Raw genomic sequence first — 25,088 nt, forward strand, 5'->3', positions numbered from 1 at the left:
GTGTTACCCCGCACGAATCATCTACCACAAGATGAGAATTATTGGTTAGGAGTCGAGACTCTCACCGCGCATAATCTTCACGGCATCGTCAACAGGCCCGTCAAAAACCATATGTCCACCGTCCATGATGATGCCACGATCACAAATCTTTGAAATCATATCTAGCTCGTGGCTCACCACAACAAGAGTCTTTCCCGCCAAACACAACTGGCGGATACGTTCCAGACACTTCTTCTGGAATTTTTCATCACCAACAGCAAGAATCTCATCAACTAAGAAAATTTCTGGATCTGTGTGTACTGCTACCGCAAAAGCAAGTCGAAGATACATGCCTGAAGAATAAAACTTCACTTCAGTATCCATAAAATCACCAATTTCTGCGAACTCTTCAATAGAGGCAAATTTTTCGGTAATTTCGTCTTTGCTCATACCAAGGATAGCGGCATTCAAATAGACGTTATCGCGTCCGGTCAAGTCAGGATGAAAACCTGCACCCACTTCAATGAGACCTGCGATACGGCCACGAGTCAGCACCCGACCAGAATCCGGAACCATCACACCAGATATCAGCTTAAGCATGGTAGATTTTCCAGAACCGTTTTTACCTAATAAGGCAACACGCTCCCCCTCGCGGATATCGAAGGTCACTTCGTTGACGGCATTAAACTTTTCGTTCAGGTCACCTTTACGTCCGCTGACAAGCCAAATAAAAGCTTCTTTCATAGAACGTGTATGACGCAGCACAAAACGTTTGATAAGCCTATCAACACGAATGACCACAGTACCATGAGGGTTCACTGGAGGTAAGTCAAACTTTTTAACTTTCATCAATAATCAGAGCTCCTGAGCGAAGTTGCCTTCACAACGACGGAAGAAAATATCTCCCAGCCACAAGAAGAACAACGACACTAAAATCGCTACAGGCGTCCAAAACGTCAGTAGATGAGGTGGAATCTGTGCAGCAACCGAAGACGCTAATTCTGCTTCATCAAGAGTTGGCATCCAAAAAGCATAGTGATAAAGCTCTACAGCAATGGTCACAGGGTTCAGCAAGTAAAGGTTAATAACCCAGGGGTAAAGGGTGTCGCGCACCATCGTCCACGAATACAGCACCGGAGAAATCCATGTTGCAATCATCAACAACATATCAACGATGTTTTCAGAATCCCTAAAGAAAACATTGGCTACACCGAATATTAGCCCCAGCCCTGAAGAGAAAATCATAATGATAATCGTGGCAACGATAACGGCACCGAGCTGTTTCACATCTGGTGACCAGCCTGCAAAGAAACAGGCGACTAAAAGCACCACCACTTGCGGAACAAAATGTATCAACGCCACCCAAACCGTTGAGACAGAGAACAGCTCACGCGGCAGGTAAATCTTTTTAATCAAAGAACCATTAGCGATGAGTGCCCTCGCCCCATTACTAAACCCCTCGGAGAAGAAGTTAATAATGACCATTCCAGAGAAAAGGTAGATGGCGTAATTATGCATTCCCCGTTCTAGGCCCAAGAACACGCCAAGGGCAATATAGAACACACTAAACTGCACAGCAGGTTTAATGTACGACCATAAAATACCTAGCACAGATCCGCGATAACGAACCTGAATCTCCTTATCAACAAGAAGTTTAAGAAGATATTTATGGGAGGGTATATCGCGTAGACCACGACCTGAGCCCGGAACGGTTAAAGGAATATCAGCAAGATTTTTCATCGAGTAATTTCAGATTCAGTATGTTGGTCAAACGTTTTCTTCCATGACTCAAAAGAAGTCAATTCAGTAGCAGCCGCGCGGTATTGCTGACGTAGCTGAGGCCAGCTCTTAAGAATCTGTGCCGTCAGTTTTGTTGATTCAACAAGTTTAGAGCGTAACTGCTGAGGGTCACGTTTATACCATGAAACGGCAGAACCTTCTGCATTAGAAACCAAAACAGAATCATACTGGGACATACGCCACCAACGGTTATCGAGGTGGGCAATATGTGCCTGTGGACGGTTCTTATAGGTATCTTCAACAGGTTTAACAAGCTGCTTTGCAAGAGTTTTAACAGCCCAAGGAACCAAGCTCTTATAGGATGGTGGCGCAAAACCGCGGCCATTACGTGGGGGCTTGTGCATCTTCGGTTCGGGGAAGGACTCGATGTCTTCTTTGAATTGTGCATCCGAGTACTGTTGTACAAGTTCACGAATCTGGGGAAGACGCTCAGACAAAATCGTATGTAGCTGTTCGGGGCCTTGAAGAATATCGCGTAAAGCCATAATTCTTCCATGTTCAGTAAAGTACTGCATCGAAATAAGATGTTTCACATCTGCAAACGAAGATTCTTGTAAGAGCTTTCCGCCACGCTCATAAGGTGAGTGGAGTAATGAGGTGATGATGCGGTTACGAATGTGGAAGTATGCCTGCCAACCAACAAGATCATCTTTATCTGCCCATGAGACGTGCCAAACAGCTGCACCAGGTAGAGATACAGTATGGTATCCAGCTTCTTTAGCTCTTAGACCGTACTCCACGTCATCCCATTTGATGAAGATGGGTAGAGAAAGACCAATTTCTTTGATGACTTGCGTTGGGATGAGGTCCATCCACCAACCGTTGTAATCGACGTCGGTTCGACGATGCAACCATGGGGTATTACGCAAGCTACCGTGCAAGAAATCATGTCCAAGGAATTGATCTGCGTGAGGTAATGAGGGTTGGAAGCGATAGCGGTTTACAACCTCGCCAAAGGTGTGTAAGACCGTACGGTTGTAGAGGTCAAACATGTGTCCACCCACAATAGTAGGTTTACGGCACATATCGGCAAAAGTGAGTAGACGAATAATAGATTCTGGTTCAACGACGACATCGTCATCTAGTAGAAGGGCGTAGTCGCTACCGTTTTCTACTGCTTCATACATGCCGCGAGCAAAACCACCAGATCCGCCCAAGTTACCTTGATTGATGATGCGTAGTTTTCCAGGAAGCTGCGCTGCGACTTCTTCAAAGCCTTCAGCATCTTGAAGTTTTTGGCTACCTTGGTCAACGATAAGAATTTCTTGAAGGTTTTCCAAAACTTCTGGATTTTTTGCCAGCAGACGTAGGTTATCTAGGCAGAAGTCTTGTTTGTTCATGGTGGTAATCTGCAATGTAATTTTCCCTGCAGTTTTACCGTCGTCTTCACCCATCCACTGAGCAGAGTGAAGAATCAGGTTATCTTCACCGCTAGCAATGAGCTCGAACCAGTACCAGCCGCCGTCACCAAAGGGTTTAAGCGTCAAATCGAATTCTGTGGTTTCTTTACCAGAAAGGCTCTTTGAATCAACACGCTGAATAGACCCGCGTGCATTGGACTTATACACAACGATAGTTCCAGTGCCGTTCGTACGTGTTTGCAAACGCACAGAGGTCAGGTTTGTCCAACGTTTCCAATAAGAAGCAGGGAAAGCGTTGAAGTAGGTGGCAAAAGAAAGCCGTGTTCCGGAACGAATGAGGGTAGAACTACGACCGATAAAGTCCTCGATTTGAGTTTCTGACACCTTCGAACCAAGGTTTGCAGAGTCGGTGCGTTCTGTTGTGTCTGCGGTGTCTAGGGAATCATTAGAGGTGAGTGCACCTGAGACGTGTGAGAGTTGCACACCAGTAGCAATACCAGAATCTACGTATAGAGGGATAGTATCGGTCTGTTCACGTTCAGGGAAGATAACGCGTTGTAGAGTCTTCATGGTTAAAGTTTTAGCGCCCATAACCTATACCTCTACTCCGCCAGAGACAATTTTCTGGCCTTTTTCGAAGTGAGGTCGAATTTTATTATCGAACATTGATAGTGCAGAGCCAATAGCCATGTGCATATCAAGGTACTTGTAAGTTCCAAGACGTCCTCCAAAGAGTACGCTCTTCTCCCCTGCGGCAAGGTCGCGGTACGCAAGAAGTTTTTGACGATTGCTGTCAGTGTTGATGGGGTAATAGGGTTCGTCGCCCTTTTCTGCAAAACGAGAGTACTCACGCATAATGACGGTGGCGTCTTTGGTGTAGTCACGTTCTGGGTGGAAGTGACGGAACTCGTGAATGCGGGTGAACGGAACGTTTTCATCAGAGTAGTTCATCACTGCACAGCCTTGGAAATCTTCCATTTCAAGGACTTCTTCTTCCAAGTCGATAGTACGCCAAGACAAGTCACCTTCAGCGTAATCGAAGTATCGGTCAATAGGGCCAGTATAGACAACAGGGATCTGGCCAAGAACTTTTGAACGAGAGTATTCATGGCCATCTTCAAAGAAGTCAGTGTTCAGGTGAACCTCAATATTGGGGTGTGCAGCCATACGCTCTAACCATGCAGCGTAACCGTCTACAGGAAGACCTTCATATTTATCGTTGAAGTAACGGTTGTCGTAGTTATAGCGCACAGGAAGACGAGAAATAATAGATGCGGGGAGTTTCTCAGGCGGGGTCTGCCATTGTTTTGCGGTGTAGTGCTTAACAAAAGCTTCATACAGCGGACGGCCGATAAGAGAGATACCTTTATCATTCAGGTTTGCGGGGTCAGTTCCAGCAAATTCTCCAGCTTGTTCTTGGATGAGAGCCTTAGCTTCTGCAGGAGAGTATGCGGCGTTGAAGAACTGGTTGATGGTTCCGAGGTTGATAGGTAGGGGGTAAACGATGCCTTTATATTGTGCGTATACGCGGTGTTTATAGTCCGTGAACTCTGTAAAACGGTTGACGTATTCCCAAACACGTTCATTTGAGGTGTGGAATAGGTGCGCACCATATCGGTGCACTTCAATACCAGTGCGCTCTTCTTTTTCACTGTATGCGTTACCGCCAATGTGAGAACGACGGTCCAGAAGCGCAACCTTCAGTCCCAATTCAGTAGCGGCTTGCTCTGCGATTGTCAGTCCGAAAAGACCTGAACCTACGACAACAAGATCAGCGTTCACAAATACTCCTGTACTTCTCGCTTGAGTGATAAGCCGCTCAAGCTTTCTTTATTATCTTGGCGTAGCCCCCAACAGCGCTACAACGGGTGGTTCTTATGATGCTTTTATTAAAAGACATATCAACAAAAACATTCAGTAAACAAACTACCTGAATTTCTATTGTATCTCTCGTGTCCTCACAGCGGTTCATGCACTTGAAAGTGATTAATCCATCAAAAAGTGATGAAGAAGTCAATATATACCTTATTTTGGGGAAAACTTTCAGAGATATTTAAGAAATATCCCAAGTTATCCACATCTTATTGCGAGGTTCTTGAAGCGCCCTTATACCGCTAGCTCTAATGGACGTATGGAGCGCTTTTTCTTGATATATCACCACAACGCTGACACCTACACACCTATCCGTGTTGAAACGCATGAAGAAATTTGCGGGGCTTCATTCCAAGCAGCTTTAGAACACTCATCGCAGATACCGCCACTATACGTCCACGACCTTGCCCTCTCAAAGGTGACTGATATTAGGTTGTTACCCTCAGGAACTATCTTAAACACCGAGCCTCGAAGCCTTCCCCACCATTCAAAAGTTATCTGTTACCTCTGCGTTGAAAGTGGCCCAGACTGCGGCCTAATATACCCACTCACACGTGGAACATACACTATTGGACGTTCTGATTGCGATATCACTATCGCAGATATGGCCTTAGCCCCTCACAACGGAACCATCACAATATCTCCTACACAGTTACTTTTTCACCGCGATGAGCACACCTCAGTTTCGTTAGCTCTAGATACCCCATTCCGTATGGGGGATTCGCTCTGCGTCCTAATTCAAGACCTTTCATGTAGGCATCGTCCACTAACACCTGAAATGCTAGCTCCGCTAGACATCACCCCACCAGCGACCGCTAAAAACACTCTTCAACGAGCGCTGATGACACTCATGCCATTAGCATTGGGAGTGCTCATTGCGTGGCTCATGCATACGTGGATTTTTCTTCTCTTTTCAGTAGCAACTTCTGTACTCATGGGCGTCCATTGGATGATGACTAGGCATGAGAACACACAATACCGTGATTTTATACAGACCAAAGCGCAGGAAGATGCAGACCAAGCCAATCATGTTCATCATGCAGGCTGTCCGGGGTACTCCCCCAAACACCAGCCAAGGATTCTATGCCTTGGCAGAACTCAACGCTATGCAGCACTCACTCACAAAAACTCACATCTAACGCATCTACCTCTCATACACGATGTTGGTTTCTTCTTAAGATACGGAGAGAAAGATACCGTACGTATCTATACACATATCTCACAAGGAGCTTTACGTTCTTTACTTCTACAAATATGTTCGCAGCATAAGCACACCATTATTTTTACGCCAGAGTTCATTCACGAATACCCTGCAGAATACGCGCTATTAGAAACCCTCACTCTTATCGAGACGGCAGACATTAACTCGTGTCATAGGCCGTGGATTATTACAACCTACTCTTCAGAAAAACCACAACACCTCCAGAAAGAAAAAAATTATCTCCTCATCTGTACCTCACCAGAGGATCTCTCACATTCCTCACATATGGCAGAAAATAGCATCACGCTTTTACAAGAAAACCCTTATACCTCTCTCATAACGGTGCATACTCCCAGTTATTTCTCCCGATACGTACCAGAAGATAGCCAGCAATCCATAACAGTATTAGCCAACCAGATGAGTGTTCAGGCCTTCGCAAACTCCATCAGTCGACAGTTACGCCACCATCGAAATCACCAACATCAGCTAATATCTAGCAGCATTGAGTCATTCTCGCTCTTTACACAAACGCATCCGTTATATCAGATGCTTCCACCCAAAATCCCATTAGAAATTAATGTGCTCGTTGGAGTTGTTGACGGGAAAGAACATTATCTAGGACTTAATCAAGATGGACCGCACTGGCTTGTTGCAGGAACTACCGGCTCTGGAAAATCACATCTGCTTCGAGCCTTATTGCTGTCGATGCTCTACCAATATGCGCCAGAACGTCTTGGACTAGTACTCATCGACTATAAGGGTGGGAGCACATTTAGTCCTTTTGCTCAGGTGCCACATACGCGCGCTTTCCTAACTGATCTTGATGCCTCTAGCGTACAGCGGGCGTTTCTCTTCCTACGAGCAGAGTTACGACGTAGAGAAGAACACTTTGCAACCCTAGGTTGTAGCTCCTACACCGATTACCTCAAACAGCACACCTCAAGTTCTGGACTACTTCCAGAACTCGTCATTGTGATTGATGAATATAAAATGCTGATAGATGCCCACCCAGAAGCTCACTCACATATTGTGGCTATTGCCAGTATCGGGCGTTCTTTGGGAGTACATCTCATTCTTTCAACGCAAAGACCGCAAGGAAGCGTTGCATCAGATATTCGAGCTAATATCGCCACGACACTTTGTCTTCGGGTTTCTTCAGTACAAGAATCTATGAGCCTCATCAATAGTGACGCCGCATCAAAAATATCAGCTTCAACACCCGGTGCAGGGCTTATTTATCAAACAGATGAACAGTTGCTCCCCTTCCAAGGGGTGTCTATCGACACCCCAGCACACCAACCAAAAACACCATTGACTATCCAATACATTGGTTCTTCACAGCATCCTCCATCTGTAGTTGAGCAGAGCCATGACGAAGATTCTATACTTCGCAGTTACCTCGAACATATTGAATTCACCAAAGTTTTCGAAAGCCCTATTCTTCCCGCACCAGACAAACATCATCTGCATTACAGAGCATCTCATCGGCAAGAGCATTTTGGTGGGGTGTTAGAGCTTCCCGCTCAAGGATTACACCATAGATTACGTTTCTGCCCAGAAGAAGGAACCTATGCCCTCGTAGGAACCCCCGACGAGACAGAAAATTATCTCTATTCATTCCTTGCCCAAGCAGCACATATGGGTGCTGACCTCTACCTATTTACGGCAGATACACGGTTCTATGAAAAGATGAGAGCACTTCAGCCAGAAGGGAAAAACGCGTGTTTTAAAGTTTTAGTAAGCCCCTATGACCCAGAATTTTTACGACATACTATTGAACATCTCATATCTCATCCTCCTCAGAACAATTCACAAGTCATTCTCTTTGACGCACTTGATGTCTGGCTCGAAAACTACGCCCGAGAACGTACCTTAGAAAACCTGATTCTCTCACTACTCATCGACCAGATTCCTCAACGCACGGTATTAGTCACCGCGCGCCAACCTTTGAAGGGAAGATTCTCCACTATTGCACGCACAGCATTATATTCGGCACACACCGTTGAACATGACCCTCTGCGGGCCCATCAACGGAACTACCCTATACCAGCATCAGGAGAGTTTACGTTGGAAGGAGAAGCCCTCCACCGCGTTAAAGGTTCAGAAAAGATGAGAGCGGGGTTAGTTTACCCGTCTCATTGTTCTTATGAAGAGTTAGCGCAAGAACTCCCCATCACACAGCCTTTATTCGAACAAATACCAGAACATATCTCGTGGAAACGATGGCAAACAGCTATCCAAAACTCCCATAAATATTCGGATAGCGCATCTTTAGCTATCGGTGTAGAAACCGCAAAAAATACTGTACATATCCCCATCGTTTCAGGAGCATATACTCCTATCGTCGGGGGTACCCGTAGCGGTAAAACAAATACGCTCAAAGTCCTACAACATAGCAACCAGCACTATGCTGGCTTATTGATTCACGGGCAGAAAACGAGTTCTGCTCAGAGCCTCAAAGAACTTTTAGAAAAAATATCTGCCCCAGAACAACTCATCGTTTTTGTAGATGATGCCCATTATCTAAGCTCAGAAGCGCAGAAGGCTCTCTTAGAGTTTAGTTTTCAAACCCGCCATATGTTCTATGTTTACAGTCCAGAAGCACGTTGGTCACATCTGCCACTTGCAGTAGCAGCTAAAACGGCACAGCAGGGGGTGCTGCTACGACCTCAAGGGCATGCTGAGTTACAGTTCTACCCACATCTACAACTCCCCTACACTGCGATGACAGAAGGCAAAATACCTCCAGGCAGAGCTGTTCTCATAGAATCTCAGGAACAAAGATGCTGCCAGGTGCCCCTAGCTATTGAAGATATTTAGACACTGTAGAGCTAAACAATACGATGGTGTTTACCCCCGCACTCAGAAGCACGATGAGAGCAAGGATATGCCCCGAAACGATAACAGCTTGAACCGCAATAATGATGATAAATAGTTGCCACACGAGAATCAGTGAACGCGCATATCCACGAGCCTTAAGCAACGCATAGGCACTCCACCCCAGACACAACGCAATAGCAATGAAACAGAAAGTCAGAGGTAAGCCAACGGCAAGATCGGTAGCAAATACAGTGAGTAAAACAGCATATACGCTGATACAAAGGGCTTGAAGAAAGACCAACACTGAAACTGTTTTAACGGCTGTTGGTGCGTTATATCCTAGCATCGGCACTCCCCTGTATTGTCGAACTGTTCACCGGAAGACATCCTATCTCAGATTTAGACTGCTCAGAAACGGTTGCGTGATGCTCTGTGATAGAACACTCAAGTTTTATTGACATTTTTCCGGTTAAAACTCTTGTCTATAAGTTCATTACGTGCGAACCTTATTGAGGTTTGATATGGCCCCTAACGTTAGGGGCCTTGATTTGTTGTAGAAGCATCATGCAGCTATTAGTTGGGTGCTTCAGGTCTATAAGGAGAACGTGCTCATGGATTGGCGTAGCCGTGCTGCTTGTTTGGAGAAAGACCCAGAACTCTTTTTTCCCGTAGGAAATAGTGGTCCGGCTCTTCTCCAAATTGAAGAAGCAAAAACGGTGTGCCGCAACTGCACGGTTATGGACACCTGTTTGCAGTGGGCCATCGAAACTAGCCAGGATTCTGGTGTTTGGGGTGGAACAAGTGAAGACGAACGCCGTGCCATTAAACGACGTGTCGCCCGAGCTCGTAGAGCTTCCTAAACATACCGCATCTAACAGCGAGGTTTCTCATCTCTCAACTATGAAGGAGATAGGAAACCTCGCTGTTATTTTATCTCCCCAAAGGGGTACTCCTAGAACTACGGGAAAGACTATTCCCCTGTATCAACCAACACTGCATCAATAACAACTTCAGTTCCTTGTGGTTCGGCGGGACGCCAACGGATAGAACCGTTCAATTCACTTGCCACAAGAGTACGAACAATCTGCATACCAAGTCCCTCATCGTTACTAATCGTCAAGGAACCGGCATTATCTGAGGCAGGGATACTGGTATCTCCCATACCAACGCCGTCGTCAGTAATAGTGATTCTTAAAGTATCTTCATGGGCCTTGTTATGGCCTCTCTCCCCACGAAGAATAACAGTTCCCGCCTGACCAGCTAAGCCATGTTCAACAGCATTAGCAACAATCTCATTAATAATCAGCGCTAATGGAGTGGCAAACTGACTCGGCAGCTCCCCAAAACTTCCTTCAAGAACGGTACGAACTTCCTGACCGGGGGAAGCTAACTCTGCAGCAAAACGGAATTGGCGCTGAATTAATTCATCAAAATCTACGCTTTGTGTCAGCCCTTGAGAGAGTGTCTCGTGTACTAATGCAATAGTTGCCACACGTCTCATCGCCTCCTCAAGTCCTTGTTTAGCTTCTTCGGTGTGCATACGTCGAGATTGCAAACGTAGCAACGCAGAAACTGTTTGAAGATTATTTTTAACACGATGGTGTATTTCTCGGATGGTGGCATCTTTGGTCATCATCTCTAACTCGCGACGGCGTAGTTCAGTGACGTCACGGCATAGTAGTACTGCACCATAGCGTTCTTCTCCAAGCGCTGTGGGCCGTCGAAGAGGAATTGCGCGAAAGGTCACGCTTGTGTTGTTTGCTCGTACTTCACCACGCCATGGCATTCTGCCGGTGAGCACAAGTGGAAGCGTTTCGTCTGCTTTCTCACCGCAAGGAATGAGTTCTCGTGTTTTATCGACAAGTCGTGTATCTTCTAGTTCTTCTTTTAACCCTAATCTTTTATAGGTTGAGGCGGCATTGGGGGATGCAAAAAGCACTTTGCCTTCTGCGTCAAGAGTAATCACCCCGTCGCTAACTCGTGGGTTACCACGAGAGCTTCCTACGGGGGCAGTAAATTCAGGCCATGCTCCACGAGTGACCATTTGTAAAAGATCCATAGAAAACTTTTGACACATCAATTCAACTTTCGGTGGAATACGTGCGTCAAATAATTCTGTGTGTACGGTCAATAAGGCAATAACCCGTTCTTCCCTCATGAGGGGAACCATACAGGTGTTAGTTCGTGTGCCGGTTTCTGGCAGTATGTGAGAAAACTTTTTAACGGTTTTTTGAGACCATGCCTGTTCTGCATGAGGGACAAGATCTTCATACATAGTTTTGTTCACCATATCGCGGTGAAACAGTGTATGCACAGTAGAAGGACGCACCTGTGCCACACTCATAAATTGGTGTGGTGGTTCGATACTTTGGGGTAGCCAGAGGACAAGGTCTCCGTGGGCAGCGTCAGCGATAATCTGCCAATCACCGAGAAGTAAATGTAACCATTCGGAGTCTCGTGGACTGAGGTTCTCAGAATAAATGGTGGCTTCTCTAAGCATTCTTCTGCCCCTTGGTGTGCAGCTCGTCTTGATTATCTACACACATGACGATACCACCTGTTAGGTAGAGTTTTTCTTCCTCCACCACCGTTTTTTTGGAGGTTTGGGGCTATCGTCATGGCGTTTAACACTCACCACCGTAGCTCCTTCTTGATTCGCATGTTGTGCAGATTTTTCTTCACCTGTTGTAAGTGTCGATAACATGTTTCGTATTGTTTGTGTCATCGGAGATTGTTTGGAAACTTCAACAACGGTTTTCCCAGAAAGAGCACATTTGTCAACGATAGACGGTTCGTGAGAGATGAAGCCTCTAATAGGTTTTTCGGGGCCAAAGCGTTGCCATGATTGCAGTATTTTTTCTTCAGGTCGGTTTCCTACTGAGTTTGGACGAACTTTATTAACCCAGATATCGACGGTGGCGTTGAGGTTTCTTCGTTGTTGGAACTCTTGGAGTTCTTCATACGAGCGCAGCAGTCTGGGGATTCCTAGTACATCAGCGCTGCCGAGCAGAATGATGTTGTCTGCAGATTCTAAGGCAACGTGCGTTGCCGCATTACGACTTGGTGCGACCCCATCAAAAGTAATTTCTTCGTCCTCTTCTATGCAGAATCCGGTATCGATAATGATGAGGTCATAATTTTGGCGCAAGGTTGTTAGAAGAAGTTCGAATGCTTGAGAACGGATTTCTGGCCAACGGTCGCTACGTGTGATTCCAGTAATGACGTCGAGGTAGCCACCTTCAATTTTGATAGTACTTATGATCTCATGAATGTTCTCTGATGTTAATGTTGCCCTGTCTGCAAGGTGACATAACTGAGCTAAACCAGAGTAGTCTTCTAACATTCCTAAAAGTGCGCTCACTGATGGGGCGTAGGTATCAGCATCAATCAGACATACTTTTTCTTGTTCTTGAGTTGCGCATACGGCAAGGTTTATGGCGATTGTTGATCGTCCAGGTGACCCTGCCCCACCCCAGACCGTGAGAATTTTTGCGTTATATGGCCCCTCATCTTGGGGTTCTTTATCCGCGTTGCGAGGAGAGTCTTCCTCCCGTTTTTCAGGTTCTTGATGGTGTTCGCCGTCTTTTTTGTATTCTTCGGTGAAGGTAATCTGTTCAATCTGGTTGAGGAGTTCTTGTGTGTCAGTGAGGGAACTGATGGTATGAGCACCGGCGATGTGGGGTGCTTCGCCAGGGTCTGCGATGATAAGGGTGATGACTTGAGATTCAGAGAGCTGATGCACTAATGATGCGGTGAGGTCTTCATAGCCGCTGACGAGCAGGGCAACACGCGCTATACCACTATGTGCGATACCGATGAGGTCACTGAGTTCTTGAACGTGTCGTACAACGTTGATGGCGCCACGTTGACGTTCAATTGCTTGGATATATTGTCCAGCAGTATCACCTAAAACAACTACGGGGATATTCATAGGTTTTCCTAGAAAGATGGAACTAACGATATTTTGCTGTCGTTAGAGGTGGCGTGGAGAATAGAGGAGAGGACGTCTTCACTAACGAGCAGTTGTAGGGCGGTTTTTCCGGTAGAGCCAAGGACTGAATCTTCGCTGTTGATACGAGCTATTTCGGCTTGTTCCATTAGACGCACGGGAGTTGCGTATCCGTTACCGGTCTCGTTCTTTGAAGATACCCAAACATCTACGAGGTCTCCTGCTTTATATCCTGATGCAATGGTGGAGTCGAGAACGATTGTTGTTTTCTTACGGTCATTTTGTTCGACTTCTCCGAGAGAGTTTTTAGGTATGAGCTGGTGTGCACCAATAAATTGGGTTGCAATATGTGGTGTTCCGCTGTCTTCTGTAGAGAGATAGTGCGAGGAGGCTTCGCTGAGTCGGACGTCTACTTTTTTGAGGTCTTTTTCGCTGATTTCTTCTCCGACATAGATTTCTCGTGTCGTGACCCAATAGGGTTTTGTTTGGTTGGAGATATTGACGACGGTGATAACTCCGGTGAGTGACATAAGAATCAGAAAGAGTCCGATAAGTAGCTTCGGGTCTTTAAAACCAGGTTTTTGTAACCGTGAGGCAAAGGCTTTAGGTGCTTTGGGGTCTGTTTTCATGAGGGACTTCTGTCAGTTCTCTAGGCAGTTTTGGGCTTGGGTAACAGCCTACTGAATTTTCAGATTCTTAGCATCTCAAAAACAAAAGTTTCATTTCTTTACCATAAATCTGTGGATAACCCCACCTTGTGATCATCAAAGTAGAGCACATTTCAATATCCGCTATCAAATAGCATGAAATACGGGTTATAGTAATGAACAGCTATCCCCTCTTTCAAACGCTAACGAGGATATTTTTATGGTCAAGCAACGTTTTTACACACTGACAGAAGTTGGAGAAATTCTCAATATTTCTCTCGCTCAAGCACGCGCTATCGTGCGTTCAGGTGAGCTTCCTGCCATACAAATTGGCGGACGAGGTCAGTGGAGAGTTGAAGACGTCAAACTTGAAGAATATATCGCACAAGCGTATCAAAAGACTGAACAAGCTATTGAGCAGAATCAGTTAACCTAGTTTTCGGTTGATATCACACGTTTCGAGGGGAGCAAGCTGCCCCCACATTTTCTAGTCCGACAACACGCATACCAGTAATATTTCTTGAACGGTATTGCCCGTCTAACGGATGTAATGCAACTTCTATAAAATCTAACCCTACTTTTTCAACTGTCCCTTCAGTCGTTGTCACAAAATCACGGTGAAAAATACGTAGGGGTGTTCTAGCTACACTAAGCGCTCGAAACGCATAGGAAAAATTAAGTTTTCTGGTAATCGCTCCCGCATCTAGTTGAGAGCGCCTGTTTTCGCCTTCCCACCACAGAATAGAGCGTAGGGGTATCAGAATATTTTCTGTTGTCGAGCGAAGCTGCACCCACCCGTTACCTACAGTTTCAAGCTCTGCACTCCACAGTATGGACGGATGGCAACATACTCGAATACGACGTCCTTGTTGTGCTGCTAAACGGTCCACCTGCTGGATTTTTGCAAATTCTGCACGTCGCGATTCCTGAGCAGATGACTCTATCTCTTGTTGTCGCAGTGAATCGAGTTGAGCTTCGTAGTCTCTAAAAATCTTTTCCATCGACACTTGTATATCCCATCTTTGGTTCTCATCAAGATATTTTTTTCTATTTTCTATGAAAAATTATTTAAAACTCTTTACTTTTAACATCAAGACAGTACATACTCTATCTAAAGATATCAAACTACATCAAATAGCATAATAAGAGGTGTTTATGTATCAAACGAGCATGTTGGGTAAAGCCCAAGTCAGCTGTTCAAGAACTGACTATCTTCTCAGCGTTGGAACACCTCTCCTCGCAATATGCACAATTTTCGGCTCTCGCTTAGCACTAACCACCACAAAACCAACACATCTTGATTATGTATATGTACAGTTCGTCCTTTGTCTCAGTGGTTTAGTCCTGCTTTGGTGGTGTACAAGTATCTTCTTCATTCTGCGTTCATACCGATTCCAGCAGAGAAACCCTCACAGGCGCCTTCACCTTCCCTCGTGGGCACCGACGTGCCTCAAAAACTGTGCACTAGCGCTAATCGGGATTGGCGTTATCTGCACTCCAGCACAGGCGTACTCCCCCACACAAACAGCAACCGCAATCACTTGCGTAGGGCAAGGACAAGTAGAGAATATAGAGTCCAAGCCTATGAGCCCTCCGTTGACGACATTCTTTACGTCAAAAATTTCTCAGCATGATTCTGCCGAAAAAAGATCTTCTGGATATGAGGCCAAAAATAGTTCTCTACACCACATCATGCTCTCAGCCTCAGAGAAAGAATATATTCCGCTCACTCCACTCTTTGGAGTCACCACATCAACACGAAGCGTGCACACTAAAGCCCCCGCAAAAGATCACGTTGTTCAAGCAGGAGACACCCTTTGGAACATTGCACAAACACATTTAGGAGAAGACGCAACGCCTAGCAGCATTCTGGAATATAGCTACCAGATTTACCAACATAATCAGGAACTCCTACGTGCCTACGAAGCACCCATATATCCAGGAGAAAAACTCACTCTTCCCAACACCTAGAACCACCCACCCTACCTATATACCAAAGACGATATAAGGACATCATCATGGCTATCCACCAACCCGAGTCCACACCAAACCAACAACGTTTTACTGTTATCTCAGCTGAAGAATATGAGCGTTTCCGACAGGCCTTAGCTCGAGAAGAAAATATCAACTTCCGGCCTAAACGCCCCATCAGCCCAAGCAACGAAGAATGTAAAGCTATCGAAATCATGTGCGCAGGAATCAGCGTTGCAATTTTAGAAGTTTTTGCAGGACGACGTCCAACACAGCATATTGCACGGTGGCTTAGTCAAGAATGCTACCAACAGGTAACGCAAAGAGCTCAGCTCACCCAACAACTCCTACGGCAGCATAGTATGAGGACACCTCTCAAACCTTCTCCCACATCTCATAGGGCAAAACTGCCCAAAGCTCGCCGTGCTAAAGCGCAAAAAGTACGAACAGATACGTTTGAAGTATGTCTCATCATGGAAGATTTGGCCCGAGTACGAGCCATAGCTATGAGAGTAGAAAAAGTTTTCTCCAAATGGAAGATTACAGCTCTAGAATTTCCATAAAACACCGGTGGGTTGCTGACCATATATGGTCAGCACCCCACCGTCTCATAGTTAAGAGTTAAAACTATTTCTTCTGGTTCATCAAATCATTTTTACGAATTTCAGTTTCAGTTCCACCATCTTCTGAAGGTGCAGAATACTGTAAGAACTTCGGCTGAGCAGGAATCTTCATCCCCAGAGGAGAAGACTGCGTACGTTGCTTTGCCAAATCAACATGGTACAAGTAGCTGACAGATTCTTCACGAATAGCGTCCATCATCGTCTGGTACAGTGCATAACCTTCACGCTGATACTCAATGAGGGGATCGCGCTGAGCCATAGCACGTAAACCAATACCCTCTTTCAGGTAGTCCATCTCGTAAAGATGTTCAGGCCAACGCTTCCCAATCACAGAAAGAACAACACGGCGTTCAATTTCACGCATAGAATCCGCACCGATAGTTTCTTCACGTTCTTGGTAGACTAACTCGGCATCAGCAATAATCTCTTTAACTAGCTGGTCACGAGTAATCTTTGTGCGGTCTCCCGCATCTTCTGCCAAGTCCTCAGCAGTAATCGTGACAGGATAAATACTCTTGAGAGTTTCCCAGAGTTTATCAAAGTCCCAATCTTCTGCGTGGTTATCCCCTACCTGTGCATCAATCGCAGAGGTAAGAACTTCACGCGTAAAGATTTGAATCTGTTCTTTAAGATCATCTCCATGCAGAATCTGGTTACGGTCTTTATACATTGCTTCACGCTGACGATTCAAAACATCATCGTATTTAAGGATGTTCTTACGCTGTTCAGCGTTGCGAGATTCAACCTGTCCCTGAGCTGAGGCAACAACACGAGAAACCAGTTTGGAGTCAAGCACAGTGTCGTCAGGAGCGTTAGCCATCAGACGAGCAGCTGCTTGACCATTGAATAGACGCATTAGCTCATCTGATAGAGAGAGATAAAAACGTGATTCGCCGGGGTCGCCTTGACGTCCAGAGCGGCCTCGTAGCTGGTTATCGATGCGGCGAGATTCATGACGTTCAGTACCAAGAACGTACAGCCCGCCAAGAGCAATAACTTCTTCGTGTTCTGCACGAGCCGCATCCTCACATTCAGCAAGAATGCTAGGCCATTTCGCCTCGTATTCTTCGGTGTTCTGTTCTGGGTCTAAGCCGAGTTCTGCCATTTTTTCAACAGCATTAAACTCAGGGTTACCACCTAGCATAATGTCAGTACCACGACCTGCCATATTCGTCGCAACGGTAATAGCGCCCTTACGACCTGCTTGCGCTACGATAGCAGCCTCACGTGCGTTGTTTTTTGCGTTCAACACTTCGTGACGGATACCTTCACGTTTGAGAAGCTTAGAGAGGTACTCGCTTTTTTCTACGCTGGTTGTACCTACTAGAACAGGCTGCCCGGTTTCAAAACGCTCTTTGATGTCTTCAACAACAGCGTTGAATTTTACAATTTCGTTCTTATGTACGCGGTCGGGGTGGTCAACGCGCTGAACTTCCTTATTCGTAGGAATAGCAACCACGCCAAGTTCGTAAGTATTCATGAACTCTGCTGCTTCAGTCTCTGCAGTACCTGTCATACCGGAGAGCTTGTCGTACATGCGGAAATAGTTCTGCAAAGTAATCGTTGCCATGGTCTGGTTCTCAGGCTTAATTTCGACAGCTTCTTTAGCTTCAATAGCCTGATGGATGCCCTCGTTATAACGGCGTCCGGGGAGGATGCGTCCAGTATGTTCATCGACGATGAGAACTTCACCATTCATGACGACATAGTCTTTATTGTTCTTAAAGAGTTCTTTAGCTTTAATAGCGTTATTTAAGAAACCAATGAGCGGAGTATTAGCTGGCTCGTAAAGATTCTCAATTCCGAGGTGGTCTTCTACCTTGTCAATACCGGATTCAAGGATACCGACGGTACGCTTCTTCTCGTCTACTTCGTAATCTTTTTCAGGAAGAAGAGTCTGTACGAAACGTGCAAATTCAGCGTACCAGCGGTGTGCTTCTCCTGCAGCTGGTCCGGAGATAATCAGCGGGGTACGAGCCTCGTCAATCAAGATGGAGTCAACTTCGTCGACAATGGCGAAGTTGTGCCCACGCTGAACCTGTTCTTCAACACTCCACGCCATGTTATCGCGTAGATAGTCGAACCCAAACTCGTTATTGGTGCCGTAAGTGATGTCTGCTGCGTATTGTTTACGTCGCTCTTCTGGAGTCTGGTTCGAAAGGATAACGCCCGATTCCATCCCCAAAAAACGGAATACTCGTCCCATGAGGTTTGCTTGATATTCGGCAAGGTAATCGTTAACGGTTACGATATGCACGCCTTTACCAGATAGCGCATTAAGGTATGCCGGCGCGGTGGCGACAAGAGTTTTACCCTCGCCGGTTTTCATTTCGGCGATATTGCCGAGGTGTAGGGCTGCCCCGCCCATCAGCTGAACGTCATAGTGGCGTTTTCCAAGGGTACGCTTTGAGGCTTCACGTACAACAGCGAACGCTTCTGGCAAGAGGGTGTCAAGAGATTCGCCATCTTTAATGCGAGCGCGGAACGAGTCTGTTTCTGCACGCAGTTCGGCGTCACTCATATTTTCAAAGCTGCTTTCGAGCGAGTTCACTGCATCAGTGTACGCACGAAGCTGTTTGAGAATTTTTTTATCCCCTGCGCGAAGAATCTTCTCTAAGAAAGATGCCACGAAAACTGACTCCTTGAGACGAAAACTTTAAATACGGTACCGACACTTTATGTCAGCACATCATCACTATTCTAGGCTAAAAACTAGTCAATATGAGAACGCTTTTCGTATTACTCTCTCAGCTAAGCCTTATTTTTAGAGGACAACCCCTAGAAATAAGGGTTTTAGAATACAAAAACGGCATCAAATAGCTGGCGCCACGTTTTGTGAGCTGTCCAGTATTTGATGCCGTTTCAGCTAGGCTAAAGCACCTGAGCAAAATCCTTAGGCGCTTTAAACACTACTTTGATAAAGACTAAATAAGAATCTTACTCAGGAGTGTTTTCTAAAGAAATCACGCCGTACGTCCATCCTTTACGACGGTACACAGCAGATGGTGCACCCGTTTCTTTATCAAGATAGACAAAGAAGTCATGCCCAACGAGTTCCATATGATCCACAGCTTCTTCTGCCGTTAAGTGTGTTGCAGGGAAACTCTTACGCCGGATTTCTACGGGTGAAGAGACTTCATCTTCAAGAGAATACTCGGTAGAAAAAGCAATTTCTTCGACGGGCACATCATCTAGATGTATCTCAGAGATAGCAACTTGTTCCGTCACGATGGGGAGAGATCCGGTTGCTTCAGAAACTGAGATAGGACGTTTTGTTCCTGATTTGCTAGGTTTGCGTCGGTCTCGTGCACGGCGTAAACGCTCAAGGAGTTTTCCGTAGGTGTCATCAAAGACCGCGAATTTATCTTCTCCAGTAGCTTCTGCACGAAGAACAGGGCCTTTGCCGATAACAGTAATTTCTGCGCCAATAATTTCTGGACCAGAATGGCCTTCTTTAGTGAATTTTATTTCGATGGTGCTGACGCGGTCACCTAGTTGCTCAAACTTTGCAACTTTATCTTCAACATGTTCACGCAGACGTTCAGTAACTTTAACGTTTCGTCCGATGATGTTAATTTCCACAATTCCCTCCAGCATATTTGGGGGCGTGTACTTAGCTGCGACTCCATCCGAAGAGGAGCTAAGCCGAGGAATTCGTCTTTGATTCCCTATCACTAGCCTAGTTCAAAAGATGTCTCGTGTCACGCAAAAGATTTTTCAGGTGAGAATATATACGCTACCCACAGCGAACATTCGCCATCTTTTAATCAAGAGATATAGGTGGATACCCCACAGTATATGTAGAGGTGCCACCCCGATAAGGAACATAAGCAACCGTAACCGCACCTATCACTTTGCCCCCAGCAGAAGAAATAACACGATACCCCTCCGCTAAAGTCGCTCCCGTAGTCAATACGTCATCTACGAGAAGACAATGCACACCACGAACATCATAATAGAACCCCATAAAAGACAGAGGTGGTGACGATAAACGCATAGAATGAGACAGCCGTTGACGGCGTTGAGCCCCCGTCAAAAGTTTCTGCCCCGACTTATCTCCCCTACCCCAGCGCTTTTTCTTGGAGAGAAGACCATACGATACACAAGACACACCAGCGTACTCCCCCATCAACCGGCACACACGCTCTGCCAATAATTGAGCAGGGACATAACCGCGTCTTCGTGTTGCACTTGGGTCAGAAGGCATGGGAATAAGAACTATACGTTTAACATCTTCAGCCTGTTGGAGACATTCCACCACTGCACGAACCAGACCGGTAGCAAGAATATCGAGAAGATCCGTGCGTGAATGATTCTTATACGCCAAAATGCTGCGTGCTAACTCATGTTCATACGCCCCAGCAGAATATATTGGACACCCGACTCCATCAACTCTAGAACAATGAACGTTCAGTAGTGAATGGCGAACCTGAAAATCACAATGAGAGCATAAAGAACGGTTCACAGCCTTCGTCCCATATGCCCCGCAGCTTGCACAGACTCGAGGTCGAATCAGTTCTAGGGCGTCAGAGCACAATAAGCGCAGATAAAAACCCATTGAAGATAGCACAGCACTAAGTATCTCTCTATGGGGCGAGAGACTCTTAGGATTTTTCATATCTGTGGATAAAGATATGAAATATTTTTCTGACGTTTTAGCAGTAATTGGCGACTAACCTGAATAGTTTACGTCATGCAATGGGATGTCGATACGAGACCAACCACGATCGACCAAAGTGTAAAGACGCCCGTCCTTTGTCTGAGCAACAATCTGGTTATTCCCTGCACCAGAAGCGATAAGAGATAAACCATCTAGCCGTTCAACAGAAGTAATCTCCCCCGATAGGTAGATAATCTCAGATTCGCCCGAAAGTTCATCTGCTGCAATAAGGCTCTGATCACTTGTCCAAGAGACATCAGTTACGTCAAGAGTCGTCCCTAAACGGACGGGAGAAGTCAGCTCAAGTGGTTGGTGATCAGAACTACGATGAATACCAGATACCCACACATATGTTTCGCCGTCAAGAGTTGCAACAACCGCCGCACGCGCACCATCACGAGAAATACGAACAGATTTCACGTCGTATCCCTCTAACCATGGAGAACGAACATCAACCTGTTTTTTCTCCTGAGAGTTTACATACGAAACAGCTCGCAACCGGCCTGTAGAATCAGCGCTCCATAGCCATTGGAACTGGTCAAAAGATGGGTGTGTTAGTCCAACACCATCAAACATATGAGTAATCTTCTGATCAGAGACCCAAAAGAGTGACTGTTGTAGAGAGTCTAAGAACGCGAAGTTTTTACGAGTGTAATCCATCGCTAGATCCCGAGGATTAGCCACCGCAATATCAACAATTTTGTTCTGGTCAGCATCATTGAAAATTTCGCTACGAGTAACTAGCTGGTTTCCGTCAAGAGCAACGATATTGCCCGATACACTAGGGTTGACCTGAGGAGCAACATAATTATCGAGAGGACCAGCTTTGACATCTTGATCGTCAAAGGTCAATTTGACAGAGTCAATACCGCCCAAAAGTGATAGCGTTTGCGTCAGCTGAGAGTTCATCCGTTCAATATCGAGCTGTGAGATATCAGCACCTAGCCCCTCACCGTGTAAGCTCACTTGGGCAACAGTCTCCTCCACCGGAACAGAGTTACGAGTGAGCGTTGTCCCCGAGGGGATAGCACTACTCACAGCACCCTCAAGGTACGGTGCGGCCCCTTCTAGAAGAACCTTCGTAATTGAGGTAACAACCGTTGGGCGGTCGGCAAACCAACGGATGTCAGGTACGGCATAGGTGTATGTAGGGTCATAAAAGTACAAGGTGTATGTCGCAAAAACCTGAATAAAATCATGATGGTTCATCACAGTGCCTTGCGGTGCCTGAGCAATACGCCACTGCCCATTGACCTGAACCATCTTAAACCTAAGGTTTTCTGGGGAGACTTCCGCATATGATGTTGCGATTCCTCGCCGGTCAATAGAAGTTGCCACAGGAATCGTGACCGAATATTCATCGCCGTGTTGAGCACCCTCATGAGCAGTATCTGAGGTGACTTCTAAAGTTGTAGAATCCCGATATACTAAGGTCCGTTCATCAGGTATCCAAGAGTTTGAAAACTCTTCCGTCAGATATTCACGGGCTACTTGATAATCATCTTTCGCACCAGCACCAGCCCGTAAAAATCCTTGAATAATTTCCTGCGGACTTGCACCATCTCGAGGGGGGTCAAGCACAATACTGCTCTGAGTATCAGGACTTGTACTTTGAGAATCAGCATAGTGGCTAACAGCACCACTTTGTGGAATACTTGCACAGCCACTTACGCCGACAAGAAAGCATAAGCCCACACCAAGATAACGAACCTTGGTAGAAGAATATATTTTTTTCATCTAATTTTCACCATGCTGGTTCTTATCCTCAGCGTCAGACACATCGGAATCGGTAGAAGTCGGAACGTCAATATCTAGATATTCATCGGGAGGAAGAGCATCCCCTGATAACCGTACGGGAGATTTGCCCATAGGTTCTCCTTGACGGAGAGGTAAAGTCATACGGAAACACGCACCTTCTGCCGGACGCCCCCAACATTCGAGAGTACCACCGTGTAAACGTACGTCCTCAGCTGCAATAGAAAGCCCCAAACCGGTACCGCCAAGAGTACGTTTACGTGAAGGGTCTGCCCGCCAAAAACGGTTAAAGACCTGCGTTACATGTTCTTCACTGAGCCCAACACCATGGTCACGAACAGCAACACCTAACGCTGTCTCAGATGTTGCAATATATACGTCAATCGGCTGGCCTTCACTATGTTCAACAGCATTAAACAGCAAGTTTCTTAGCACGCGTTCAATGCGACGGTGATCCATTTCTACAGAGATATCGCTGTTATCATGATGAACTCTCAGCTCAGTACCGGTACGTTGTAAATGAGGTTCTACTGAGATAAGAACTTCCTCAAACACCGCCATAAACTGCACAGACACAGCATCCAACGTTGCAGAACCAGCGTCAAAACGAGAAATTTCTAGAAGGTCAGCAAGCAACGCATCGAAGCGGTCTACTTGATGATAGAGCAACTCCGTGGGGCGACGATATGCTACCCCAAATTCGTCGCGGCCATCGTATAGCATTTCTGCTGCCATACGCACGGTGGTTAAAGGTGTACGTAACTCATGAGAAACGTCCGATACAAAACGTTGTTGCATCGTAGAGAGAGTTTCAAGACGAGAAATCTGATTTTCAAGGCTATCAGCCATACGATTAAAAGAATTACCTAAACGAGCAGTCTCGTTATGCCCTCGAACGATGACACGTTGCCCTAAATCCCCCGCGGCAAGTTTTTCAGCAGTAATTGCGGTAGAAGAGATAGGACGAATCACAGAACGCGTAATGTACCAGACAATCGTGACAACAATAAGCAACAAGATAAAGAAAGCAACCCACACCACGAGGTTGATATATCGCAACGTTGTTTGTGAGGAGGACAGGTCGTAGACCAGATACAAACCGTATGCAGGGTTTTGAGGGATACGAATACTCGTTCCCACAAAGATAACAGGCTGTCGATGACCGTCAATATTCAAACTTGCAGACTGCCAGTAAATACCTTCATTACGGCTGATGGTATCGCGTAGCTCGGTGGGAATGTCAGAGGTGCTGATTGTGCCATGCTGACTCTGTTCAGAGATAAATCCTTGAGCAGAGGTTCCCTTATTAGGGGCAAGCACCCATTGCTTTTCTGATTCTTCTCCCCCAGCTTCAAGAACTGTTAAGAACCGCAGGACGTTACGGTGAATCTCAGAGCGTCCCGTAGCGTCAGAACTATCAAGTAGTGATTGAACATTCGAGAACCCAGCTGCTGAGTCCTGTAATGATTGATCTACTCTACCTCGGAAAAGAGAATTAGCAATCTGCGAGGACAAGAAAGAACCAACAAAAATGAAGGTGACAATCAGCAGCACAATAGCAGCAGCAATCGCACGAAATTGCAAAGATTGGTGCCAATACAAACGAAAACGCCTAAGAGGGTTCGAGAACCACTCACTATTGCGGTATTGCCGTGCCGTAATAGGGGGTGCCTGAGGAAAATGTTTAGCCACAACTTTGCCTAACGGCGGGTCCTATCAGCTGCAGCTTTATATCCCACACCACGAACAGTTAGAACAATCTTAGGATTTTCGGGGTCCTCTTCAATCTTTGAGCGTAGACGCTGAATATGTACGTTCACGAGACGGGAATCAACAGTCTTCTCGTATCCCCATACATTCCCCAAAAGTGTTTCGCGGGTGAGTACCTGACCCGGTTGCTGCGCAAGGTTAGCAAGAAGCTCAAATTCTAAGGGGGTTAAAGGAATCAGCGCACCATCACGAGAGACAGTGTGCCCCGCTAAATCAATAATCAGACCGCCAACACGAAGTGGCTCGTTGCTGTGATCTTCACGCGGACGTAGGCGAGCGCGAATACGTGCCAAAAGTTCAGCTGGTTTAAAGGGTTTGGCAATGTAGTCGTCTGCGCCTGCTTCTAATCCGCGGACGACGTCTTCGGTGTCGCTTTTAGCGGTGAGCATGATGATGGGCACGTCTGAGTCTTCACGTATTTTGGAGCAGACTTCGATACCGCTCATCCCTGGAAGCATAAGGTCAAGCAGGATGAGGTCTGGCTGGTTGCTATTAAAAGCGTCCCGTGCTTTGTCTCCGGCTTCGCAAAATACTGTTTCGTAGCCTTCTTGTGCTAGGACGATGCCAACCATTTCGGCGAGAGCTTCGTCATCATCAACAATGAGAATTGTAGAGTTCATTTTTCTCCCATAGGGTCGCGACGTCTTCCCTAGTCTATCGTGTTCTTTTCATGGGGTGGG

20 protein-coding genes are annotated in these 25,088 nt (G+C 46.1%); 5 read left to right on the plus strand and 15 right to left on the minus strand.

Annotation, left to right across the window (positions count from 1 at the left end; translation table 11 throughout):
- Positions 1–45: 45 nt before the first annotated feature.
- Genes ACN08Z_RS05140 through glf form a run of 4 tightly spaced genes read right to left on the minus strand, consistent with a single transcriptional unit; the run spans position 46 to position 4,922 of the window.
- Complete coding sequence (locus ACN08Z_RS05140) at positions 46–828, minus strand: ABC transporter ATP-binding protein (RefSeq protein WP_419103513.1); 783 nt, start codon at positions 826–828, stop codon at positions 46–48.
- A gap of 6 nt (positions 829–834) precedes the next feature.
- Positions 835–1,719, minus strand: a complete 885-nt coding sequence (locus ACN08Z_RS05145) for an ABC transporter permease (RefSeq protein ID WP_419103514.1) — start codon at positions 1,717–1,719, stop codon at positions 835–837.
- A complete protein-coding gene (locus ACN08Z_RS05150; protein WP_419103515.1) occupies positions 1,716–3,710 on the minus strand; it encodes a glycosyltransferase in 1,995 nt (664 codons plus the stop codon). The genes ACN08Z_RS05145 and ACN08Z_RS05150 overlap by 4 nt, the downstream gene beginning before the upstream one ends.
- Before the next feature lie 24 nt (positions 3,711–3,734).
- On the minus strand, positions 3,735–4,922 hold the full coding sequence (gene glf, locus ACN08Z_RS05155; RefSeq protein ID WP_419103516.1) for a UDP-galactopyranose mutase: 1,188 nt from the start codon (positions 4,920–4,922) through the stop codon (positions 3,735–3,737).
- Positions 4,923–5,271: 349 nt separating this feature from the next.
- On the opposite strand from glf, the gene ACN08Z_RS05160 reads away from it, so the two are divergent.
- Positions 5,272–9,033 carry an FtsK/SpoIIIE domain-containing protein gene (locus tag ACN08Z_RS05160; RefSeq protein ID WP_419103517.1) on the plus strand — a complete coding sequence of 1,254 codons (3,762 nt, stop codon included), beginning with the start codon at positions 5,272–5,274 and terminating at the stop codon, positions 9,031–9,033.
- Here the strand turns inward: ACN08Z_RS05160 and ACN08Z_RS05165 are convergent.
- Positions 9,017–9,379 (minus strand): hypothetical protein, encoded by a 363-nt coding sequence (locus ACN08Z_RS05165; RefSeq protein WP_419103518.1) that lies wholly within the window; start codon positions 9,377–9,379, stop codon positions 9,017–9,019. The genes ACN08Z_RS05160 and ACN08Z_RS05165 overlap by 17 nt on opposite strands.
- A gap of 265 nt (positions 9,380–9,644) precedes the next feature.
- On the opposite strand from ACN08Z_RS05165, the gene ACN08Z_RS05170 reads away from it, so the two are divergent.
- Entirely contained in the window at positions 9,645–9,893 is a 249-nt protein-coding gene (locus ACN08Z_RS05170; RefSeq protein WP_419101533.1) for a WhiB family transcriptional regulator, read from the plus strand.
- Between the two features lie 110 nt (positions 9,894–10,003).
- Here ACN08Z_RS05170 and ACN08Z_RS05175 read toward each other — a convergent pair whose 3' ends face one another.
- The 3 genes from ACN08Z_RS05175 to ACN08Z_RS05185 are packed head-to-tail and all read right to left on the minus strand — an operon-like array spanning position 10,004 to position 13,611.
- Positions 10,004–11,533, minus strand: coding sequence for a sensor histidine kinase (locus tag ACN08Z_RS05175; RefSeq protein WP_419103519.1), 1,530 nt, complete (start codon positions 11,531–11,533; stop codon positions 10,004–10,006).
- A gap of 60 nt (positions 11,534–11,593) precedes the next feature.
- A complete protein-coding gene (locus tag ACN08Z_RS05180; protein ID WP_419103520.1) occupies positions 11,594–12,964 on the minus strand; it encodes an AAA family ATPase in 1,371 nt (456 codons plus the stop codon).
- 8 nt (positions 12,965–12,972) lie between these two features.
- Positions 12,973–13,611 carry a flagellar biosynthesis protein FlgA gene (locus ACN08Z_RS05185; RefSeq protein WP_419103521.1) on the minus strand — a complete coding sequence of 213 codons (639 nt, stop codon included), beginning with the start codon at positions 13,609–13,611 and terminating at the stop codon, positions 12,973–12,975.
- Between the two features lie 238 nt (positions 13,612–13,849).
- Between ACN08Z_RS05185 and ACN08Z_RS05190 the strand changes: the two genes are divergently transcribed.
- On the plus strand, positions 13,850–14,065 hold the full coding sequence (locus ACN08Z_RS05190; RefSeq protein ID WP_419103522.1) for a helix-turn-helix domain-containing protein: 216 nt from the start codon (positions 13,850–13,852) through the stop codon (positions 14,063–14,065).
- A 13-nt stretch (positions 14,066–14,078) separates the two neighbouring features.
- Here the strand turns inward: ACN08Z_RS05190 and ACN08Z_RS05195 are convergent, their stop codons facing one another.
- On the minus strand, positions 14,079–14,630 hold the full coding sequence (locus ACN08Z_RS05195) for a hypothetical protein (protein ID WP_419103523.1): 552 nt from the start codon (positions 14,628–14,630) through the stop codon (positions 14,079–14,081).
- Between the two features lie 583 nt (positions 14,631–15,213).
- Between ACN08Z_RS05195 and ACN08Z_RS05200 the strand changes: the two genes are divergently transcribed.
- Both ACN08Z_RS05200 and ACN08Z_RS05205 read left to right on the plus strand, forming a co-directional pair.
- On the plus strand, positions 15,214–15,600 hold the full coding sequence (locus ACN08Z_RS05200; RefSeq protein WP_419103524.1) for a LysM peptidoglycan-binding domain-containing protein: 387 nt from the start codon (positions 15,214–15,216) through the stop codon (positions 15,598–15,600).
- 47 nt (positions 15,601–15,647) lie between these two features.
- A complete protein-coding gene (locus ACN08Z_RS05205; RefSeq protein ID WP_419103525.1) occupies positions 15,648–16,163 on the plus strand; it encodes an Rv3235 family protein in 516 nt (171 codons plus the stop codon).
- Between the two features lie 64 nt (positions 16,164–16,227).
- On the opposite strand, the gene secA is transcribed toward ACN08Z_RS05205, so the two are convergent.
- The 6 genes from secA to mtrA all read right to left on the minus strand — a co-directional run bounded on the left by secA (position 16,228) and on the right by mtrA (position 25,028).
- Positions 16,228–18,852 carry a preprotein translocase subunit SecA gene (secA, locus tag ACN08Z_RS05210; RefSeq protein ID WP_419103526.1) on the minus strand — a complete coding sequence of 875 codons (2,625 nt, stop codon included), beginning with the start codon at positions 18,850–18,852 and terminating at the stop codon, positions 16,228–16,230.
- A gap of 308 nt (positions 18,853–19,160) precedes the next feature.
- Positions 19,161–19,805: a ribosome hibernation-promoting factor, HPF/YfiA family gene (hpf, locus tag ACN08Z_RS05215; protein WP_419103527.1), complete on the minus strand. Its 645-nt coding sequence runs from the start codon at positions 19,803–19,805 to the stop codon at positions 19,161–19,163.
- Between the two features lie 181 nt (positions 19,806–19,986).
- Complete coding sequence (locus ACN08Z_RS05220) at positions 19,987–20,793, minus strand: ComF family protein (protein ID WP_419103528.1); 807 nt, start codon at positions 20,791–20,793, stop codon at positions 19,987–19,989.
- 102 nt (positions 20,794–20,895) lie between these two features.
- Complete coding sequence (locus ACN08Z_RS05225; RefSeq protein WP_419103529.1) at positions 20,896–22,620, minus strand: LpqB family beta-propeller domain-containing protein; 1,725 nt, start codon at positions 22,618–22,620, stop codon at positions 20,896–20,898.
- Positions 22,621–24,330, minus strand: a complete 1,710-nt coding sequence (gene mtrB, locus ACN08Z_RS05230; protein ID WP_419103530.1) for an MtrAB system histidine kinase MtrB — start codon at positions 24,328–24,330, stop codon at positions 22,621–22,623.
- An 8-nt stretch (positions 24,331–24,338) separates the two neighbouring features.
- Positions 24,339–25,028 carry an MtrAB system response regulator MtrA gene (gene mtrA, locus ACN08Z_RS05235; protein ID WP_419103531.1) on the minus strand — a complete coding sequence of 230 codons (690 nt, stop codon included), beginning with the start codon at positions 25,026–25,028 and terminating at the stop codon, positions 24,339–24,341.
- Positions 25,029–25,088 lie beyond the last annotated feature (60 nt).

Source organism: Rothia sp. P7181 (assembly GCF_048513015.1).
Lineage (GTDB): Bacteria > Actinomycetota > Actinomycetes > Actinomycetales > Micrococcaceae > Rothia.

Excerpts from the sequence above, each read along its gene's own strand:
- ACN08Z_RS05140 (WP_419103513.1), bottom strand. The coding sequence starts at position 828 with ATGAAAGTTAAAAAGTTTGACTTACCTCCAGTGAACCCTCATGGTACT.
- ACN08Z_RS05165 (WP_419103518.1), bottom strand. The coding sequence starts at position 9,379 with ATGCTAGGATATAACGCACCAACAGCCGTTAAAACAGTTTCAGTGTTG.
- ACN08Z_RS05180 (WP_419103520.1), bottom strand. The coding sequence starts at position 12,964 with ATGAATATCCCCGTAGTTGTTTTAGGTGATACTGCTGGACAATATATC.
- ACN08Z_RS05205 (WP_419103525.1), top strand. The coding sequence starts at position 15,648 with ATGGCTATCCACCAACCCGAGTCCACACCAAACCAACAACGTTTTACT.
- ACN08Z_RS05200 (WP_419103524.1), top strand. The coding sequence starts at position 15,214 with ATGAGCCCTCCGTTGACGACATTCTTTACGTCAAAAATTTCTCAGCAT.
- ACN08Z_RS05160 (WP_419103517.1), top strand. The coding sequence starts at position 5,272 with ATGGAGCGCTTTTTCTTGATATATCACCACAACGCTGACACCTACACA.
- ACN08Z_RS05150 (WP_419103515.1), bottom strand. The coding sequence starts at position 3,710 with ATGAAGACTCTACAACGCGTTATCTTCCCTGAACGTGAACAGACCGAT.
- ACN08Z_RS05175 (WP_419103519.1), bottom strand. The coding sequence starts at position 11,533 with ATGCTTAGAGAAGCCACCATTTATTCTGAGAACCTCAGTCCACGAGAC.
- ACN08Z_RS05195 (WP_419103523.1), bottom strand. The coding sequence starts at position 14,630 with ATGGAAAAGATTTTTAGAGACTACGAAGCTCAACTCGATTCACTGCGA.
- ACN08Z_RS05185 (WP_419103521.1), bottom strand. The coding sequence starts at position 13,611 with ATGAAAACAGACCCCAAAGCACCTAAAGCCTTTGCCTCACGGTTACAA.
- ACN08Z_RS05190 (WP_419103522.1), top strand. The coding sequence starts at position 13,850 with ATGGTCAAGCAACGTTTTTACACACTGACAGAAGTTGGAGAAATTCTC.
- ACN08Z_RS05225 (WP_419103529.1), bottom strand. The coding sequence starts at position 22,620 with ATGAAAAAAATATATTCTTCTACCAAGGTTCGTTATCTTGGTGTGGGC.
- ACN08Z_RS05145 (WP_419103514.1), bottom strand. The coding sequence starts at position 1,719 with ATGAAAAATCTTGCTGATATTCCTTTAACCGTTCCGGGCTCAGGTCGT.
- ACN08Z_RS05170 (WP_419101533.1), top strand. The coding sequence starts at position 9,645 with ATGGATTGGCGTAGCCGTGCTGCTTGTTTGGAGAAAGACCCAGAACTC.
- mtrA (WP_419103531.1), bottom strand. The coding sequence starts at position 25,028 with ATGAACTCTACAATTCTCATTGTTGATGATGACGAAGCTCTCGCCGAA.